The sequence below is a fragment of the Mycolicibacterium tokaiense genome (genome assembly GCF_010725885.1).
GTDB lineage: Bacteria > Actinomycetota > Actinomycetes > Mycobacteriales > Mycobacteriaceae > Mycobacterium > Mycobacterium tokaiense.
In genome coordinates this window covers 4,495,425-4,513,688 of record NZ_AP022600.1, presented here as the reverse complement: position 1 = coordinate 4,513,688, position 18,264 = coordinate 4,495,425, and the positions used below count along the sequence as shown (strand labels likewise).

Here is an 18,264-nt window from a genome sequence, read left to right as displayed (position 1 = left end):
GTTACACTGTCAATACATGCCCGTGGCGTGGAATTGGAGCACCTCGGCCGCATGAAAGAAGACCGCCGGACGTATCGACGACCCTGAGTTGTGCACAGTTCCACCTTCATCCACAGATAGCCCGTCGCGACTGGTTGTCGAACATCTGTGCGAATAGCGTGATGGGCATGGATCCGACGACAGCACGCAGGCAGGTGGTCGACGCACTCGCCGCCATCGACGCCGCCCACACCGTGCTGCGATCGGTGTCCACCGACCTGGTGGGCAACGCCTTCCGCATCGACATCGCCGAAAGCCTGGAAACCCAATCCCGCACCAACCTCGGCCTGATGTACCGCATCTTCGGCGAGATCGCCGACCCTCCCGACAGCCCGGACGACCCCGGCCTACCGCCCGACATCACCGTCAAAGACCTCCTGCGCCGACGTCTGCGCATCACCGCCGGGGAGGTCACCCGCCGGATGAAACTGGCCGCCCGTATCAGGCCGCGGCGCTCCCTCACCGGACCGCCGCGCCCGCCCGAGTTCCCCGAGGTCGCCGCGGCCGTCGACGACGGCGCCCTCAGTGAGGCCCACCTCCAAGAGATCCGCAAGGCCCTCGATGCCCTACCCAATGCTGTTTCCCCCGACGATCACGCCCGAGCCGAACGCGAGCTGGTCCGCCATGCCCGCACGCAGGACCCGGCATTCGTCACCGAGGTCGGCAACACACTGGCCGACGTCTACAACCCCGACGGCGTCTTCGACGACGCCGACCGCCAGGCCCGCCGCGGTCTGACCATCCACAAGCAGCGGCCCGACGGCATGAGCCGCGTCACCGGCGACCTCACCCCCGAAGCCCGCGCCAACCTCGAAGCCATCTCCGCTGCGGTGCGTCCCGGCCACCACCTGCCTGACACTGACCAGACCGTTGTCGATGCCGCCACCGATACCCGCACCGCCGCCCAGCGCCGTCACGACGCTCTGAACTGGGGGCTGCGCACCGCCCTGCAGTCCGGCAACCTCGGCACTCATCGCGGCGTCCCGGTCACCGTCATCGCCCGCACCACCGTCGCCGATCTCGAGCAAGCCGCCCGCGCCGCTGTCGACCCCACCGTGCCGATGCCCCCACCGGCCCGCACCGCGAGCGGCAGCCGGCTACCGTTTCGCGACCTCATCCGGATGGCCGCGGCCGGCGCCCTGCATTACCTCGCCGTCTTCGACAACCACTCCGACCGCCCCTTGTATCTGGGCCGCTCCCGGCGCACTGCCAGCCTGGACCAACGCATTGCCGCCTATGCCCGCGACGGAGGGTGCACCTTCCCTACCTGCACCACCCCCGCCGACCGCTGCGAACTCCACCACACGCCCGACTGGAACCGCGGCGGCACCACCGACATCGATGCACTGCACCTGGGCTGCGACCCCCACCATGACGGCGCGACCCGCGGCCGCTACATTACCGAAGTCACCGACACCGGCCGCCTGGCCTGGACCGACGGCAGCCACCCACCCGAGGTCAACCGCTTCCACCACCCCGACGAACTCCTCGGCGATGACGGTGCGGGGCCCTGAGACACAAAAAAGCACCGCCGGACGGTCCGAAGACCGTCCGGCGGTGCCGAGGTGCGTTGAGTGGCTAGCCGTACTTGATCTGCAGTCCGACGCCGATGATCGACACCACCCAGATGCCGGTGACGAACAGGGTCAACCGGTCCAGGTTCTTCTCGACCACGGTCGAGCCGGACAGGCTGGACTGCACACCGCCACCGAACAGCGTCGACAGGCCGCCACCCTTGGCGCGGTGCAGCAGTACCAACAACACCACCAGCAGGCTGGTGACGATGAGGACGATCTGCAGGGCCAATTCCATGGGGGTCACCTTACATGCTGGGGATTTGCGAGCGAAAACCCTGGATCAGGGCAGGGGTCCGCCCGCTGCTTCAACGTGACGCAGCGTCTCGGACGCTGCCTACGGCAGGGGTCCGCCCGCTGCGATCGCGGACAGCGTCGCGAACTGCTCACCATCGAGCGACGCCCCACCCACCAGAGCGCCGTCAACATCCTTCTGCGCGACGATCTCACCGACATTCTTGGCATTCACCGACCCGCCGTAGAGCACCCGCACGGTGTCGGCGGTCTCCTGGCCGGCCAGTTCGACCAGCTGGGCACGGACCGCGGCACAGACTTCCTGCGCGTCGGCGGCACTGGCCACCCGCCCGGTGCCGATGGCCCACACCGGCTCGTAAGCGATCACCACCGAGGCGATCTGCTCAGCCGACAGTCCCGCCAGCGACCCCGTGAGTTGCTCAGTGCAATGCGAGACGTGATTGCCGGCCTCACGGACTTCCAGGCCCTCGCCGATGCAGACGATCGGCGTCAGCCCGTGCTTGAGCGCCGCCTGCGTCTTGGCGGCCACCAGGTCGTCGCCCTCGGCGTGATAGGTCCGCCGTTCGGAGTGTCCCACCACCACGAAGGTGCAGCCGAGCTTGGCCAGGAACGCCCCGCTGACCTCACCGGTGTAGGCGCCCGAATCGTGCTGGGACAGGTCCTGGGCGCCGTAGGTCAGCCGCAGCTTGTCGCCGTCCACCAGCGTCTGCACACTGCGCAGATCGGTGAACGGCGGCAGCACGGTGACGTCGACCTTATCGAAGTACTTGTCCGGCAAGGAGAACGCGATCTTCTGCACCAGAGCGATGGCCTCGAAGTGGTTGAGGTTCATCTTCCAGTTGCCCGCGATGAGCGGCTTACGTGCCATGAATCAAGACTCCAGAACTTCGATGCCGGGCAGGGACTTGCCCTCGAGGAACTCCAGCGACGCGCCGCCGCCGGTCGAGATGTGCGAGAAGCCGTCTTCAGGCAGGCCGAGCTGGCGCACTGCGGCAGCGGAGTCACCCCCGCCGACGACGCTGAAGGCGCCCTTGCCGGTGGCGGCGATGATGGCCTCGGCCACCCCCTTGGTGCCTGCGGCGAAGGCCGGGAACTCGAACACACCCATCGGGCCGTTCCAGAACACCGTCTTGGCGTTCGACAGCAGCGCCGAGAACCGCTTCACCGACTCGGGTCCGACGTCGAGTCCCATCTTCCCGTCCGGGATCTGGTCCGCGGCGACGGTCTCGTGCGGTGCGTCGGCGGCGAACGAGTCGGCCGCCACGATGTCCACCGGCAGGTGGATCACATCGCCGTAGTCCTCCAGCAACTTCTTGCAGGTGTCGATCATCTCGGTCTGGCACAGCGAGTCGCCCACCGAAAAGCCTTGCGCGGCAAGGAACGTGTAGCACATGCCGCCACCGATGATGAGGCTGTCGGCCTTGGTCGCCAGATTCTCGATCACGGCCAGCTTGTCGGACACCTTGGACCCGCCCAGCACCACCGCGTAGGGCCGGTCCGAAGAACCGGTCAGCTGCTTGAGAACGTCCACTTCGGTGGCCACCAGGCCACCGGCGTAGTGCGGCAGGACGGTGGCGACGTCGTACACCGACGCCTGCTTGCGGTGCACCACGCCGAAACCGTCGGAGACGAACGCGGGTTCCGCGCCGCCCGGGTCGTCGACCAGCTCGGCGAGCGCCTTGGCCAGCTTCAGCCGCTCGGCGTCGTCCTTGCTGGTCTCCCGGGGATCGAAGCGGATGTTCTCCAGCAGCAGCACGTCCCCGTCGGTCAAACCCTCGGCGCGGGCCAGCGCATCGGTGCCCACCACGTCACCGGCCAGTTGGACGTTGCGCCCCAGCTGCTCGGCGAGCGCGGCGGCCACCGGAGCAAGGGAGAACTTCGGGTCCGGCTCGCCCTTCGGCCGGCCCAGGTGGGCCATCACGACCACCTTGGCGCCGGCATCGGAGAGTGCCTTCAGCGTCGGCGCCGAGGCGATGATGCGGCCCGGGTCGGTGATGTTGCCGCTGTCGTCGAGCGGGACGTTGAGGTCGGAGCGCACCAGCACGCCCCGCCCCTGAACACCTTCGGCCAGCAGATCGGCCAGTGTCTTGACGGCCACCGGTCTACAGCGACTTACCGACCAGGCCGACCAGGTCGACGAGGCGGTTGGAGTAACCCCACTCGTTGTCGTACCAGGAGACCACCTTGACCTGGTTGTCGATTACTTTGGTCAGACCCGAGTCGAACAGCGAGCTGTGCGGGTCGGTCACGATGTCGCTGGAGACGATCGGTGCGTCGTAGTACTTCAGGATGCCCTTGAGCGGTCCGTCGGCGGCCGCCTTGAACGCCGCGTTGATCTCCTCGGCCGATGCCGACTTGGAGACCTCGGCGGTCAGGTCGGTCACCGAGCCCGTGGGGATCGGCACCCGCAGCGCGTAGCCGTCGAGCTTGCCCTTGAGCTCCGGCAGCACCAGGCCGATGGCCTTCGCGGCACCGGTGGAAGTGGGCACGATGTTGATGGCGGCGGCGCGGGCACGACGCAGGTCGCTGTGCGGGCCGTCCTGCAGGTTCTGGTCCTGGGTGTAGGCGTGGATGGTGGTCATCAGGCCCTTGACGATGCCGAACTCGTCGTTGAGGACCTTGGCCAGCGGGCCCAGGCAGTTCGTGGTGCAGGACGCGTTGGAGATGATGTTCTGGCTGCCGTCGTACTTGTCGTCGTTGACGCCCAGCACGATGGTGATGTCCTCGTCGGAGGCGGGCGCCGAGATGATGACCTTCTTGGCGCCGGCGTCGAGGTGGCCCTGGGCCTTGTCGCGCTTGGTGAAGATGCCGGTCGACTCGACCACGACGTCTACGCCCAGGTCGCCCCAGGGCAGCGCCGCCGGGCCTTCCTTGACCGACAGCGCCTTGATCTTGTGGTCCCCGACGACGATGGTGTCCTCGCCCTCCAGGCTGACCTCGGCATCGAGGCGACCGAGGATCGAGTCGAACTTGAGCAGGTGGGCCAACGTGGCGTTCGAGGTCAGGTCGTTGACTGCCACGATTTCGATGTCGGCGCTCTTGCCGGCCGCCTGCTGCGCCGCGAGTGCCCGGTAGAAGTTGCGTCCGATACGGCCGAAGCCATTCACGCCTACCCGGATGGTCACTTGTCTCTCCCTAGGGTTCGCCTTCTTGTGTTGCTCGGCAGCAAGCCTAGTGGTGTAGTCAGCGCGTCGTGCGGGTTGGTCGGCCAGTATCGCGGAGAATCATTGTCCCGAGGTTTGACGCACAAGAAAGTGATCAGAAGTACAACGATGGGTATTCGACGCCAGTGATAGTCGCGCGAGTGGAGATTTCCAACCCGGACAAGGAGCTCTTCGGCCCGGACGCCACTGCTGGCCTCACCAAATTGGGGCTGGCCAAGTATTACCAGGCCGTGGCGGCCACCATGGTGCCCTATCTCGCAGACCGGCCCATCAGCATGCAACGCTTCCCCGACGGCATCGGCAGCCCGGGGTTTTACGAGAAGAAGCTCCCCAAGCACTTCCCCGCCTGGGTGGACAACGTCAAGGTCGAGACCGCCGAGGACGTCCAGTGCCAAGTGATGGTCAACGACCAGCGCACCCTGGTCTACCTCGCTGATCAGGCCTGCATCACCCCGCACGCGTGGCTGAGCCGCTCCCGCGCCCTGGACGCCCCGGATCAGCTCATGTTCGACATGGACCCGTCGACCGAAGATCTCGACGGGCTGCGCAAGGCCACCGCGATGCTCGGCGAGCTGCTCGACGAGCTGGGGCTCACATCCTTCGTCAAGACCTCCGGCGCCCGCGGCTATCACGTGGTGGTGCCTCTGCGCCAGCGCGAGAGCTTCGACGAGACAAGGGCTTTCGCCGGCGAGGTGGCCGAGGCGCTGGTGGAGCGGGCGCCCAGCCTGGTGACCACGGCGCAGCGCAAGGACAAGCGCGGCGGCTTGGTGTACGTCGACGTCGCCCGCAACGGGTACGGCCAGACTGCCGCCGCCCCCTACGCCGCGCGGGCCCTTCCCGGCGCCCCGGTGTCCACGCCCATCGAATGGTACGAATTGGACCGGGTGTCCCCCGACGAGTTCACCGTCACCACCGTGCTGGGCCGCATCTCCCGCCGCGGCGACGCCTGGCACGGCATGCGCAGGCGCGCGCACGGATTGGACCGCGCCCGCGACAAGCTGGCCCGGCTGCGCTAGCCGGCGTGACGCTGGGAGCGCTCAGGCGTCCTCGAGCAGATCCGGCGTCACGGCCGATTCGGTGTCGGGGATGCCGTCTTGCTTGGCCTTGCGGTCAGCCATCGACAGCAACCGCCGGATGCGTCCTGCCACAGCATCTTTGGTCATCGGGGGGTCAGCGAGGCGGCCCAACTCCTCGAGCGAGGCCTGCCGGTGCTCGACGCGCAACTTGCCTGCGGTGGCCAGATGTCCCGGCACGGTGTCGCCCAGGATCTCCAGCGCCCGCTCCACGCGCGCGGCCGCGGCAACCGCGGCCCGAGCCGAGCGGCGCAGATTCGCGTCGTCGAAATTGGCCAACCGGTTGGCCGTCGCCCGCACCTCGCGGCGCATCCGGCGCTCTTCCCACGTCAGCCGAGTGTCCTGGGCGCCCATCCTGGTCAGCAGGGCCCCGATGGCCTCACCGTCGCGCACCACCACGCGGTCGGCGCCGCGAACCTCACGGGCCTTGGCGCTGACGCCGAGCCTGCGCGCCGCACCCACCAGCGCCAGCGCGGCTTCCGGGCCCGGGCAGCTGACCTCCAGGGCCGAGGACCGGCCGGGCTCGGTCAGTGAGCCGTGTGCCAGGAACGCACCGCGCCACGCCGCCTCGGCGTCACCGACGCTGCCGCCCACCACCTGAGCAGGCAGCCCGCGCACCGGGCGGCCCCGCAGATCCAGCAGGCCGGTCTGGCGGGCCAGCGCCTCACCATCCTTGGCCACCCGCACCACGTAGCGGGTGCTCTTGCGGATGCCGCTGGCCGACAGCACGTGCACCACGGCGTTGTAGCCGTAGAGATCAAAAATGTCCTTGCGTAGCCGGCGCGCGATGATGCCGAGGTCCACCTCGGCCTCCACCACCACGCGACCGGACACGATGTGCAGGCCCCCCGCGAAGCGCAGCAGTGCTGCCACCTCCGCCCGCCGAGCGCTCACCGAGTTGACCACGAGGCGGCTCAACTCGTCTTTGACCTCGGCCGTCATCGCCACGGATCGTCACCTCTCGGTCCAGTCTGGCTCTGTTCGTCTGCAGCACTCGGCTGCGCACCTGGTGCCGCCGTTGGCATGGTCGGTGCCACCGGCTGGCCGCCCCGTGCCGAGACGCCGTGCAGCGCCGCGGCCAGCTTCGCCGGATCATGTAAAGGTGTACCAGGTCGGCACACATCGGCGAACTGAACTCGGGCATCGAGTGCGTTCGCGGTGCGGACCAGTTGCTGGCGTTCCCGTTCTCCGTTGACACTGCCCGCGTCGACGATGATGTCGTGCACGGTGAAGTCGGGCGCATGCTGGCTCAGCACGTGCAGATGCCGTTCGGCGGAGAAACCCGCCGTCTCCCCCGGTTCTGCGGCCAGGTTCAGCACCAGCGCACGCCGCGCGGACGTGGCCCGCAGCGCGGCCAGCAAATCGGGCACCAGGACGTGCGGGATGACGCTGGTGAACCACGATCCCGGCCCCAGCACCACCAGGTCGGCGTTCATGATGGCGTCCACTGCCTGGCGGGTGGCGGGTGGGTGGCCCGGCAGCAGCCGGACCCGACGAACTTTGCCAGGAGTGGTGGCCACCGCGACCTGTCCGCGGATCACCCGGCTCATCCGGGGATCGGTCTCCAGCCCGGCGACGTCGGCCTCGATCTGCAGCGCGATCGGACACATCGGCAGCACCCGGCCCTTGACCCCCAGGACGCGACCCAGCTCGTCCAGCGCCGCCACCGGGTCGGCCAGGACCTCGTTGAGCCCGGCGAGCATCAGGTTGCCGATCGGGTGACCCGCCAGCGCTCCGCTGCCGCTGAACCGGTGCTGGATGATGGTGGCCCACAGCCGGCCGTGCGGGCTGTCGGATGCCAACGCCGCCAACGCCATTCGCAGGTCGCCGGGCGGCACGATGTCGAGTTCGCTGCGCAGTCGCCCTGAGGAACCACCGTCGTCGGCGACGGTGACCACGGCGGTGACGTGCGCGGTGAGGCGGCGCGCCGCCGACAACGTGGCATAGAGGCCGTGCCCGCCGCCGAGTGCCACGATCCTGCGGTTCTCCAGGTCCATCCGGTCCCTCACTCGCGACCCAGGTCGCGGTGCAGCACCCGCACCGACATCTGGTCGCCGCCGGTGAGCATGCCGGCCAATGCCTCCGCGATCGCGACGCTGCGGTGTTTGCCACCGGTGCAGCCGATCGCGACTGTCATGTAGCGCTTCCCCTCCCGGCGGTAGCCGTCGACCACCAGACCCAGCAACTCGCGGTAGGTCTGCAGGAAGCGGTCTGCGCCCGGCTGACCCAGTACGTAGTCCCGTACCTCCGGATGCTGGCCGGAGTGCGGACGCAGGTGGTCTACCCAATGCGGGTTGGGCAGAAAACGGACGTCCATCACCATGTCGGCATCCATCGGCAGGCCGTACTTGAAGCCGAACGACTCGACGGTCACGGACGTCAGCGGCACCGTCTCGCCGCCGAACGCCTGCTCGATGCTGGCCCGCAGGGCGGGCACCGGCAGGCTCGAGGTGTCGATCACCAGGTCGGCGCCGGCCCGCACCGGGGCCAGCATCACCCGCTCGGCGGCGATCCCTTCGGCCAGCGTCATCCCGGCCTGCAGCGGGTGGCTGCGCCGGTTCTGCTCGTAACGCCGCACCAGGATGTCGTCGGAGGATTCCAGGAACAGCACCTGCGGCGCGATGCCCCGGGTGGCCAGTTCGCTGCGGACGGCGTCCAGGTCGCCGGTGAAACCGCGGGACCGGGCGTCCATCACCACCGCCAGCTGGGTGATGCGCGAGCCGGCGGCCAGACCGAAGTCGACCATTCGCGCGATCAGTTCGGGCGGCAGGTTGTCAGCGACGTACCAGCCCAGGTCCTCGAGCACCTTGGCCGCGGTACCGCGGCCGGCGCCCGAGAGGCCGGTGACCAGGACGACGTCGATCCCGGTGCCGGCTTCGTCTGCTTCGCCTGTGTTGTCCGTCATCCCCACACCCGTTGGCCGGAGTCATCATCGCGTACTTCGGCCTCCGGTGGGGCGGACTCGGTGCTCACGGGCACCCCGAGCGCCTCGAGCACCGCCGTGGCGGTGGTCACGCCGATCCCCGGCACGGCGGTGATCTCCTCCACGGAGGCCTGTTTGAGTTTGGCCACCGACCCGAAGTGCGTCACCAGCGCCTTGCGCCGGTGCTCCCCCAGGCCCGGGACCGAGTCCAGGGCCGAGGCCGTCATCCGCTTGGAGCGCTTGCTGCGGTGGAAGGTGATCGCGAATCGGTGCGCCTCGTCGCGAACGCGCTGCAGCAGGAAGAGCCCTTCGCCGGTGCGCGGCATGATCACCGGATCCGGTTCGCCCGGCACCCACACCTCCTCGAGGCGTTTGGCCAGCCCGATCACCGCGACGTCGGTGACCCCCAGTTCGTCGAGCACCGCCTGGGCGGCGTTGACCTGGGGGGCGCCGCCGTCGACGACGTAGAGGTTGGGTGGGTAGGCGAACCGGCGCGACTTGCCTTCCGCACTGAAGTCCTCCGGGGTCGCCTGGTCCTTGACGTGGCGCCAGAAGCGGCGCCGGGTGACCTCGGCGATGGACGCCACATCGTCGGAGCGACCGTCGCCCGCGGCCTCCTTGATCGCGTAGTGCCGGTAGTCGGACTTGCGCGGCAGGCCGTCCTCGAACACCACCAGCGAGGCCACCACGTCGGTGCCCTGCACATGGCTGATGTCGACGCACTCGATGCGCAGCGGGGCCTCGGCCAGTCCCAGCGAATCCTGGATGGATTGCAGCGCAGCCGATCTGGCGTTGAAGTCGCCGGCCCGGCGCAGCTTGTGCTGTTGCAGCGCCTCCTGCGCGTTGCGGGCCACCGTCTCGGCCAGGGCTTTCTTGTCCCCGCGCTGGGGCACCCGCAGCGACACCCGCGACCCACGCAGTTCGGACAGCCAGGTGGTCAGCTGCTCGGCGTTGTCCGGCAGACAGGGCACCAGCACCTCGCGTGGCACCGGATTGGTGGCTTCGTCTGCCGCGCTGCCCAATTCGGCCTGCTCACCGTAGAACTGCGTGAGGAACTGCTCGACGAGCACCGCCTGGGATCCGGTCTCGTCGGGTTCGCTGGCCTTTTCCACCACCCAACCGCGCTGGCCGCGCACCCGGCCGCCGCGGACGTGGAACACCTGCACCGCGACCTCGAGATCGTCGTCGGCGAAGGCCACCACGTCGGCGTCGGTGCCGTCGCCGAGCACCACCGCCTGTTTCTCCAGCGCCCGCCGCAGCGCCCCGAGGTCGTCGCGCAGCCGGGCGGCGCGTTCGAAGTCGAGAACCTCGGCAGCCTCGGTCATCTGGTTTTCCAGTTCCCTGGCGAAACGGTCCGTCTTGCCGGACAGGAAGTCACAGAAGTCGTCGACGATCTGCCGATGCTGCTCAGCGGTGACCCGCCCCACACACGGGGCCGAACATTTGTCGATGTAGCCGAGCAGACATGGCCGGTCGATCTGGCTGTGCCGCTTGAACACTCCGGCCGAGCAGGTGCGGGCGGGGAACACGCGGGTCAGCAGGTCCAGGGTCTCGCGAATGGCCCACGCGTGGGAGTACGGCCCGAAGTACCGTACGCCCTTGCGGCGCGGTCCGCGGTAGACGTAGAGCCGCGGGTACTCCTCCCCCAGGCTGACCGCCAGCACGGGGTAGGACTTGTCGTCGCGGTAGCGCACGTTGAACCGCGGGTCGAATTCCTTGATCCAGTTGTATTCCAGCTGCAGCGCTTCGACTTCGGTGGTGACCACCGTCCACTCGACCTTGGCGGCGGTGGTGACCATCTGGCGGGTGCGCGGGTGCAGTCCGGAGATGTCGGCGAAATACGAGTTCAGCCGGCTGCGCAGGCTCTTGGCCTTGCCGACATAGACGACCCGGCCGTGGCTGTCGCTGAACCGGTAGACGCCCGGTTCCACCGGTATGGAACCCGGCGCGGGCCGGTACGTCGATGGATCAGGCACCGTGCCAGCCTAGTACCGCGCGGCGACAGCAGGGACCGAGCGTCAGCCGGCCTGCTGCTGGTACTTGTCGAGGGCCGCCCTGACCTCCGCCATGGCGGCCACCGCCCGGTCCTTGTCCACCGACTGGATGGCCATGAGTGGGATGTACTCGTAGTCGGGCAGGTTCAGCCGGGCCCAGCGCGCACCCTGCGGAAACGACACGCTCACCACGTCGCTCCACGGAATCACCTTGTCATTGGCCAGGTTTCGCACCGAGATGCCGGCCGGGCCCAGGCGCATGCGGGGGCGGGCGAACATCAGCACCGCCGCAGCGATCACCAACCCGACCGATGCGATGCCCACCTGGTCGGAGGTCTGGAAGATCACACCGGTCTGTCCGGCTTTGAGCAGGAACCCGACCAGGATGTGTGCGGCGGCGATCACGAAGGCCGCCGCGTAGGCGAAGTAGGGCGTCAGATGCGGGCGGATCGTCAGATCCCACTGCTGCGGCTTCTGCTCTGCGGTCACGACCCGGTACGCAGATCCCGTAGCAGCAGCGCGGTGGACAGCGCGGCGGCGGCGGCCTGGGCGCCCTTGTCCTCCTCGGAGCCGGGTAGGCCCGACCGGGCGATGGCCTGCTCCTCGGTGTTGACCGTGAGCACCCCGTTGGCCACCGGGGTGGAGGCATCCAGCGACACCCGGGTCAGGCCCTGGGTGACGGCGTCGCAGACGTACTCGAAGTGCGGCGTGCTCCCGCGGATCACCACCCCGAGCGCCACCACCGCGTCGTAGCGGTTGGCCAGCTCCTGGGCCACCACCGGGATCTCGATGGCTCCGAGCACCCGGACCACCTTGACCGTGGTCACCCCGCTGCTGCGGGCCACCCGCATGGCTCCTTCCAGCAGCGCGTCGCACACCGTGTCGTGCCACGTGCTGGCGACGACGGCCAACGAGATGCCCGAGGCGTCCAGCTCCGGCATGTCGGGAACACCGGCACCACTCACAGCGCGCCTCCGTCGCCCAGCTCGTAATCCTCCAGCCCGGCCAGGTCGTGACCCATCCGGTCGCGTTTGGTCATCAGGTAGCGGATGTTCTCGGCGTTGGCGCGCACCGGCAGCGGCACCCGTTCGATGATGTGCAGGCCGTAGCCGTCCAGTCCGACACGTTTGGCCGGGTTGTTGGTCAGCAGCCGCATGGACCGGATGCCGAGATCCACCAGGATCTGGGCACCGATGCCATAGTCGCGGGCGTCGGCGGGCAGGCCCAACTTCAGGTTGGCGTCGACGGTGTCGGCGCCGGCGTCCTGCAGCTGGTAGGCCTGCAGCTTGTGCATCAGGCCGATCCCGCGGCCCTCGTGGCCGCGCATGTAGAGCACCACGCCGCGGCCTTCGCGGGCCACCATCGCCATGGCGGCGTCCAGTTGCGGGCCGCAGTCGCAGCGCCGCGAGCCGAACACGTCGCCGGTGAGGCACTCCGAGTGCACCCGCACCAGCACGTCGTGTCCGTCGCTGCTGGGCCCGGCAATTTCGCCGCGCACCAGCGCGACGTGCTCGACCTCTTCGTAGATGCTCTTGTAGCCCACAGCCCGGAACTCTCCGTGGCGGGTGGGGATGCGGGCCTCGGCGATGCGCTCGATGTGCTTTTCGTGCTTGCGCCGCCACTCGATCAGGTCGGCGATGGAGATCAGGGCCAGCTCGTGCTCGTCGGCGAAGACCCGCAGCTCATCGGTCTGCGCCATGGCGCCTTCGTCCTTCTGGCTGACGATCTCGCAGATGGCGCCGGCCGGCTGCAGGCCGGCCAGGCGGGCCAGGTCCACGGCGGCTTCGGTGTGCCCGGGACGGCGCAGCACGCCGCCGTCCTTGGCGCGCAGCGGCACCACGTGGCCGGGCTTGCTGAACTCCTCGGCGACGGCGGTGGGATCGGCCAACAGCCGCATGGTGGTGGCGCGATCGGATGCCGAGATGCCGGTTCCCACACCTCTTCTCGCGTCCACAGTGACGGTGTAGGCGGTCTGGTGCTTGTCCTGGTTGACGGCATACATCGGCAGCAGGCCCAGCCGGTCGCAGATCTCGCCGTCCAGCGGCACGCACAGGTAACCGGAGGTGTAGCGCACCATGAATGCGACCAGTTCCGGGGTGGCCTTCTCCGCGGCGAAGATCAGGTCGCCTTCGTTCTCGCGGTCTTCATCGTCGATGACGACGACGGCCTTGCCTGCCGCGATGTCGGCGATCGCCCGTTCGACGGGATCGAGCCTCGTCATCTGTGCCACCTTCGAATGAACGGATTCCACTGCTGCCAGACAGTATGAACCACTAGAGTGCCCGCCTTATTGCCCAGGCCGGTCCAGCAATCGCTCCACGTACTTCGCGATGACGTCCACTTCGAGGTTGACCGGGGTGCCCACCGGCGCCGTCCCCAGTGTCGTCAGCTCCCGGGTGGTGGGGATGAGCGACACCTCGAACCAGTCGTCGGACCCGCTGCGACCCAGCGCCGACACCGTGAGCGAGATCCCGTCGACGGTGATGGAGCCCTTTTCCACCACATAGCGCGCCAGCGTGTTGGGCAGTGCGATCCGCACCACCTCCCAGTGCTCCGACGGGGAGCGCGAGATCACCGAACCGGTGCCGTCGACGTGGCCCTGGACGATGTGGCCGCCCAGGCGGCTGTTCACCGCGGCGGCCCGCTCCAGGTTCACCCGCGAGCCCACGTCCACCTGCGCCAAGCTGGAGCGGTCCAGGGTCTCGGCCATCACATCGGCGCTGAACTCGCCGCCGGGCAGCACCTCGACCACGGTCAGGCAGACGCCGTTGACGGCGATCGAGTCGCCGTGTCCGGCGTCCGAGGTGACGACGGGCCCGCGGATGACGAACCGCGCCGCGTCGGTCAGCTCTTCCTTGCCGACGATCTCGCCCAGCTCTTCGACGATTCCGGTGAACACCGGACAAGCCTAATCCGTGCCTACCGGCGACCGTCAGAGCCGCTTCTCCCCGAAGAAGCTGGCTTCGGAATTGCCGTTGAAGTTGGCGATCGCCCGGTAGCCCTGCGCCTCGTACAGTCGCTGCGCGTGCGCCTGACGGGGGCCGGTGTCCAGCCGGACCACGCCGTAGCCCAGGCCGCGGGCGGCGTCCTCGAGCGCCGCCAGCAGCTGTGGAGCGACCCCGCGGCGGCGAAACCGCGGCACCACGTACATGCGTTTGATCTCACATGCGCCGTCGGGCAGGCGTTTGACCCCGCCGCCGCAGACCACCTCACCGGCGGCCGAATATCCCACCAGGTAGGTGCCGCCCGGCGGCCCCAGATCGGCGGGTGTCGCGCTGGGCATGGCCGCGGAGTTCAGGTCCAGGCCCTCGTAGAGTTCACGCATCTCCGCGGCCATCGCGGCCAGCAGCGCCGCGGCGTCTCCGGCCCCGGACGGGTCCACCTCGACAGGCTCGAAACGCAGCGCGGCAGTCACACCATCACTTGTAACCCCGCCGTCGACGGCCCGCAACGCGCGCAGCGGAGCCCGGAAGCCGTCCGGCACACCCTCTACGATGCAAGCATGCAGACCCCTCGCTTCACGAGAATGCTTGTCGCCCTGGGCGCCGCCGCTGCGCTGGTCGCCGGGTGCTCGTCGTCCGACACGTCCACCGAGTCCCTGCCGGACGCCGCCGAACTGTTGTCGCAGTCCGCCCAGACCACCAAAGGCCTGCAGAGCGCCCACCTCGACATCACCGTCAACGGCACCATCGACGGCCTGCCGCTGAAGACGCTCACCGGTGACCTGACCAACGTGCCTGCCACCGCCGTGCAGGGCCAGGCCACCATCAGCATGGCCGGCTCGGACGTCGACGCCGGGCTGATCGTCATCGACAACGTGCTGTACGCCTCGCTGACCCCGGACAGCTGGCTGGACCTGGGCCCGGCGGCCGACATCTACGATCCGTCGACCATCCTGAACCCCGACGGCGGACTCTCGGCGATGCTGGAGAGCTTCACCGATCCCAAATCCGAGGCCGCCGAGACCATCGACGGGGTGGACACGGTCAAGGTGTCCGGCAACGTCAGCGCCGATTCGGTGAACGCCCTCATCCCGCAGCTCAAGGCCACCGACGCCGTGCCTGCCTCGGCGTGGATCGAAAAGGACGGCGACCACAACCTGGTCCAGGCGCAGATCGATCCGAGTGAGGGCAACTCCATCGTGGTGAAGCTGTCCGGGTGGAACAAGCCCGTCACCGTCACCAAGCCGCAGATCTGATGCGCGCGGGCGCGGCCGTCGGCTCCACCACAGGAACCAACCGCACCATCGCGATCGGCGCCGGCGGACTGGCGGTGCTGCTGGGTGCGCTCGACACCTATGTGGTGATCACCATCATCCGCGACATCATGACCGATGTCGGGATCCCGCTGAATCAGCTGCAGCGGGTGGCGCCGATCATCACCGGGTACCTGGTGGGCTACATCGCGGCGATGCCGCTGCTGGGCCGCGCCTCGGACCGCTTCGGCCGCAAGCTGCTGATCCAGGTCGGCCTGGCCGGGTTCGCCATCGGTTCGGTGGTCACCGCGTTGTCGACCGACCTGACCATGCTGGTGATCGGCCGCATCATCCAGGGCTCGGCCAGCGGTGCGCTGCTGCCGGTCACCCTGGCGCTGGCCGCGGATCTGTGGGCAGAGCACAAACGGGCCGCGGTGCTCGGCGGCATCGGCGCCGCCCAGGAACTCGGCAGCGTGCTCGGCCCGCTGTACGGCATCGGCCTGGTGGCGCTGTTCGCCCACTGGCAGGCCGTGTTCTGGGTCAACATCCCGTTGGCGCTGCTGGCCATGGTGATGATCCACTTCAGCGTCCCGGGCAAGCAGGAGTCGCAGGCCCCGCCCATCAAGGTGGACGTGGTGGGCGGCGTGCTGCTGGCCGTGGTGCTGATCCTCGTGGTCTTCGGCCTCTACAACCCCGAGCCCAGCGCCCGCGAGGTGGTTCCGACGTGGCGGCTGTGGCTGCTGGCCGGCGCCGCCGTGACCTTCATCGCATTCTTCGCCTGGGAGCGGTACGCCAAGACCAAGCTGATCGACCCCGCCGGGGTGCGGTTCACCCCCTTCCTGGCCGCGCTGGCCGCGTCGTTCGTCGCCGGCGCGGCGCTGATGGTCACGCTGGTGAACGTCGAACTGTTCGGCCAGGGCGTGTTGTCGCTGGACCAGAACCAGGCCGCCTTCCTGCTGATGCGCTTCCTGGTGGCGCTGCCGATCGGCGCCGTCCTGGGCGGGTGGCTGGCCACCCGCTTCGGTGACCGCCTCGTCACGTTCGCCGGTCTGCTGATCGCTGCGGGCGGGTACTGGCTGATCTCGCACTGGCCGGTGGACCTGATGGCCGCCCGGCACGACCTGGGGCTGTTCACCGTCCCGGTGCTGGACACCGACCTGGCCATCGCCGGGCTGGGGCTCGGCATGGTGATCGGGCCGCTGACGTCGGCGGCGCTGCGGGTGGTGCCGCCGGTGGAGCACGGCATCGCCTCGTCGCTGGTGGTGGTGGCGCGCATGACCGGCATGCTCGTCGGCGTCGCGGCGTTGTCGGCGTGGGGCTTCTACCGGTTCAACATCATCCTGGCCGAGTTGCCGAAACCGCCGAGCGGGAACCTGCTCGAGACGGCGGCCGCCGTGCAGAGCAATTACCGACTGGCTTTTGCGATGCAGTACGGCGAGATCTTCGGCATCACCGCGGTGGTGTGTGTGGTCGGCGCTGTTGTCGGGTTGCTGATCGCAGCCAAGGGCGCACACCCGAAGATCGCCGGCGGCCAGCCCGCACCGGATGACACCGCCACCACGGCGTTTGCGGTGCCGCAGGACCCGCCGACGGTGCAGCTGCCCCGGCAGACGCCGCGGGGCCGGCACTCTCGGTGATCAACAGACGACGCTGAATAGCCACTTTCCGCATTTTTCAAACGTTTGCCAAAATTGTCGTAAGTGGCAAAATGATCCTCGTCTCACCTAGCCACAGCGTTACGCGATTTTGAATTCGACTTTGCTACAGTGGGCCTCCTATGACAAGGTTGGCCGAATCTGCGCCCTCGGACGCGACTGTGCGGGTGGCTGCGCTCGACGTCGCGCACAGTCGACGCCGCTCCATCGCGATCGTGGGGCCCTTCGACCTCCCCCCGGTCGCGGTGCTGGACGACCGCTTCCGCGCGATGGCGGCGCACGGGGCGATCACCCGCCTGCCGCTGCACCCGTCGACCACGAGCACCCGGTGGTCGGTGGCGCCCGAGGGCCGGGCCGCGGTGCTCGAGACCGCCCCGCTTGGGCCCGGCGAGGACCCCGCAGTGCTGGCAGCCAGGGTCAGAACCACCCACGACCAGCGCGGCATGCAGATCATCACCGCCGGCGATTACCTGGCCATCGACTTCAGCCACGGCCTCGGCGAGGTCCTGATGATCAATTCGCTGGTGGATTCGCTGCTGGGAAACGCCGATCCCACGGATCCCGAGATGTGGGCGCGCTACCGGCACCGTCTGTCGCCGCTGCTCGTCGCGGCGCTGCGCACCTTCGCCCTCGACCCGCGCAGAGCCCTCGCCCTGGCCGCCGCCCGCAACGACCGGCCGGCGGTCGAGCCCGCGACCGGCCCACCCGCCTCGCCCGCGCCGACCACCCTGGCCGTCGGGCTGCCCGCCGAGACCGTGGCACGCGTGCGCCGCTACCGCGACGCCCAGCTGCCCGGCGTCAGCCTGGTGTCGCTGTTCACCCACGCACTGTGGCGAGCGCTGGCCGACGCAGGTGTGCCGATGAGCACGGTGGTCAAGCTGCCTTTTGATGCGCGCCGCTACCTGCCCGAGGGCCGCGACACCCTGGCCACCTTCTCCGCCGGGCTGGACTTCCGCATCGAACCCACGAAAGGCCCCGCGGCACTGCAGGAGGCCATGACCGCTGCTGCGCGCTCCGGCCGTCCGGTCGCCAACCTGCTGATCGGCACCCTGATGACCCGTCGCGAGCTTCTGCGCGGCGGCGGCGACGAACCCGCCGCATCGCCCACGGGTCCCGTCCACCTGCTGCACTCCAGCGTGGGAGTGCTGCCGAGGAAAGGCCAGTGGCCGTTTCGCGATCCGGCGCAGGCCAGGATGCTGGTGGCCAGCGATCCGGCCGACCTCAACTCCATCACCGTCACCTCGGTCACGACGATGAACAACCTGTGGTTCACCGCCGAGTTCCACCGCAGCGCCATCGACCCCGCCAAGGTCCGCGCCGCCCTGGACTCGATCGCCGAGGGTGCCGCCACCGATTCACTGGCCGTGATCTAGCGACGTCGGGAGCCCCACT

Annotated in this window: 18 protein-coding genes; 5 read left to right on the top strand and 13 right to left on the bottom strand. The window is 68.8% G+C overall.

Features of this window, described 5'->3' with window-relative positions; translation table 11 throughout:
* Positions 1-167 precede the first annotated feature (167 nt).
* Positions 168-1,553: an HNH endonuclease signature motif containing protein gene (locus tag G6N58_RS22055; RefSeq protein ID WP_115281352.1), complete on the top strand. Its 1,386-nt coding sequence runs from the start codon at positions 168-170 to the stop codon at positions 1,551-1,553.
* 64 nt (positions 1,554-1,617) lie between these two features.
* Here G6N58_RS22055 and secG read toward each other — a convergent pair whose 3' ends face one another.
* The 4 genes from secG to gap all read right to left on the bottom strand — a co-directional run bounded on the left by secG (position 1,618) and on the right by gap (position 4,993).
* Positions 1,618-1,851, bottom strand: coding sequence for a preprotein translocase subunit SecG (secG, locus tag G6N58_RS22050; RefSeq protein WP_068916689.1), 234 nt, complete (start codon positions 1,849-1,851; stop codon positions 1,618-1,620).
* A 99-nt stretch (positions 1,852-1,950) separates the two neighbouring features.
* On the bottom strand, positions 1,951-2,736 hold the full coding sequence (gene tpiA / locus G6N58_RS22045; RefSeq protein WP_115277280.1) for a triose-phosphate isomerase: 786 nt from the start codon (positions 2,734-2,736) through the stop codon (positions 1,951-1,953).
* Positions 2,737-2,739: 3 nt separating this feature from the next.
* Positions 2,740-3,966, bottom strand: coding sequence for a phosphoglycerate kinase (locus tag G6N58_RS22040; RefSeq protein WP_115277281.1), 1,227 nt, complete (start codon positions 3,964-3,966; stop codon positions 2,740-2,742).
* A gap of 4 nt (positions 3,967-3,970) precedes the next feature.
* Positions 3,971-4,993 carry a type I glyceraldehyde-3-phosphate dehydrogenase gene (gap, locus tag G6N58_RS22035; protein WP_115277282.1) on the bottom strand — a complete coding sequence of 341 codons (1,023 nt, stop codon included), beginning with the start codon at positions 4,991-4,993 and terminating at the stop codon, positions 3,971-3,973.
* A 179-nt stretch (positions 4,994-5,172) separates the two neighbouring features.
* On the opposite strand from gap, the gene ligD reads away from it, so the two are divergent.
* Complete coding sequence (ligD, locus tag G6N58_RS22030; protein WP_197746437.1) at positions 5,173-6,048, top strand: non-homologous end-joining DNA ligase; 876 nt, start codon at positions 5,173-5,175, stop codon at positions 6,046-6,048.
* 21 nt (positions 6,049-6,069) lie between these two features.
* Here ligD and whiA read toward each other — a convergent pair whose 3' ends face one another.
* From whiA to G6N58_RS21985, 9 genes are all read right to left on the bottom strand, one after another.
* Entirely contained in the window at positions 6,070-7,047 is a 978-nt protein-coding gene (gene whiA, locus G6N58_RS22025) for a DNA-binding protein WhiA (RefSeq protein WP_068916684.1), read from the bottom strand.
* The gene (locus G6N58_RS22020; protein ID WP_115281353.1) at positions 7,044-8,102 is read right to left on the bottom strand and encodes a gluconeogenesis factor YvcK family protein; all 1,059 of its coding nucleotides are present in this window, start codon (positions 8,100-8,102) and stop codon (positions 7,044-7,046) included. Before G6N58_RS22020 ends, whiA begins: the two co-directional genes overlap by 4 nt.
* A gap of 8 nt (positions 8,103-8,110) precedes the next feature.
* A complete protein-coding gene (gene rapZ / locus G6N58_RS22015; protein ID WP_068916682.1) occupies positions 8,111-9,010 on the bottom strand; it encodes an RNase adapter RapZ in 900 nt (299 codons plus the stop codon).
* Positions 9,007-11,004, bottom strand: a complete 1,998-nt coding sequence (gene uvrC / locus G6N58_RS22010; protein ID WP_163908319.1) for an excinuclease ABC subunit UvrC — start codon at positions 11,002-11,004, stop codon at positions 9,007-9,009. The genes rapZ and uvrC overlap by 4 nt, the downstream gene beginning before the upstream one ends.
* Positions 11,005-11,046: 42 nt before the next feature.
* A complete protein-coding gene (locus tag G6N58_RS22005; protein WP_115277284.1) occupies positions 11,047-11,511 on the bottom strand; it encodes a PH domain-containing protein in 465 nt (154 codons plus the stop codon).
* On the bottom strand, positions 11,508-11,987 hold the full coding sequence (gene ribH / locus G6N58_RS22000) for a 6,7-dimethyl-8-ribityllumazine synthase (RefSeq protein ID WP_068916679.1): 480 nt from the start codon (positions 11,985-11,987) through the stop codon (positions 11,508-11,510). The genes G6N58_RS22005 and ribH overlap by 4 nt, the downstream gene beginning before the upstream one ends.
* Positions 11,984-13,243 (bottom strand): bifunctional 3,4-dihydroxy-2-butanone-4-phosphate synthase/GTP cyclohydrolase II, encoded by a 1,260-nt coding sequence (locus tag G6N58_RS21995; RefSeq protein WP_068919808.1) that lies wholly within the window; start codon positions 13,241-13,243, stop codon positions 11,984-11,986. The genes ribH and G6N58_RS21995 overlap by 4 nt, the downstream gene beginning before the upstream one ends.
* A 66-nt stretch (positions 13,244-13,309) precedes the next feature.
* Entirely contained in the window at positions 13,310-13,921 is a 612-nt protein-coding gene (locus G6N58_RS21990; RefSeq protein WP_115277285.1) for a riboflavin synthase, read from the bottom strand.
* A 33-nt stretch (positions 13,922-13,954) separates the two neighbouring features.
* Positions 13,955-14,506 (bottom strand): GNAT family N-acetyltransferase, encoded by a 552-nt coding sequence (locus tag G6N58_RS21985; RefSeq protein ID WP_147289285.1) that lies wholly within the window; start codon positions 14,504-14,506, stop codon positions 13,955-13,957.
* 18 nt (positions 14,507-14,524) lie between these two features.
* Between G6N58_RS21985 and G6N58_RS21980 the strand changes: the two genes are divergently transcribed.
* The 3 genes from G6N58_RS21980 to G6N58_RS21970 all read left to right on the top strand — a co-directional run bounded on the left by G6N58_RS21980 (position 14,525) and on the right by G6N58_RS21970 (position 18,245).
* Entirely contained in the window at positions 14,525-15,220 is a 696-nt protein-coding gene (locus G6N58_RS21980; RefSeq protein ID WP_068916677.1) for an LppX_LprAFG lipoprotein, read from the top strand.
* The gene (locus G6N58_RS21975; RefSeq protein WP_068916676.1) at positions 15,220-16,854 is read left to right on the top strand and encodes an MFS transporter; all 1,635 of its coding nucleotides are present in this window, start codon (positions 15,220-15,222) and stop codon (positions 16,852-16,854) included. Before G6N58_RS21980 ends, G6N58_RS21975 begins: the two co-directional genes overlap by 1 nt.
* Positions 16,855-16,994: 140 nt before the next feature.
* Positions 16,995-18,245, top strand: coding sequence for a hypothetical protein (locus G6N58_RS21970; protein ID WP_147289286.1), 1,251 nt, complete (start codon positions 16,995-16,997; stop codon positions 18,243-18,245).
* Positions 18,246-18,264: the final 19 nt, after the last annotated feature.

Coding starts and splice junctions, on each gene's coding strand:
- G6N58_RS22055 (WP_115281352.1), top strand. CDS start 168: ATGGATCCGACGACAGCACGCAGGCAGGTGGTCGACGCACTCGCCGCC.
- secG (WP_068916689.1), bottom strand. CDS start 1,851: ATGGAATTGGCCCTGCAGATCGTCCTCATCGTCACCAGCCTGCTGGTG.
- tpiA (WP_115277280.1), bottom strand. CDS start 2,736: ATGGCACGTAAGCCGCTCATCGCGGGCAACTGGAAGATGAACCTCAAC.
- whiA (WP_068916684.1), bottom strand. CDS start 7,047: ATGACGGCCGAGGTCAAAGACGAGTTGAGCCGCCTCGTGGTCAACTCG.
- G6N58_RS22020 (WP_115281353.1), bottom strand. CDS start 8,102: ATGGACCTGGAGAACCGCAGGATCGTGGCACTCGGCGGCGGGCACGGC.
- rapZ (WP_068916682.1), bottom strand. CDS start 9,010: ATGACGGACAACACAGGCGAAGCAGACGAAGCCGGCACCGGGATCGAC.
- G6N58_RS21995 (WP_068919808.1), bottom strand. CDS start 13,243: ATGACGAGGCTCGATCCCGTCGAACGGGCGATCGCCGACATCGCGGCA.
- G6N58_RS21980 (WP_068916677.1), top strand. CDS start 14,525: ATGCAGACCCCTCGCTTCACGAGAATGCTTGTCGCCCTGGGCGCCGCC.
- G6N58_RS21975 (WP_068916676.1), top strand. CDS start 15,220: ATGCGCGCGGGCGCGGCCGTCGGCTCCACCACAGGAACCAACCGCACC.
- G6N58_RS21970 (WP_147289286.1), top strand. CDS start 16,995: ATGACAAGGTTGGCCGAATCTGCGCCCTCGGACGCGACTGTGCGGGTG.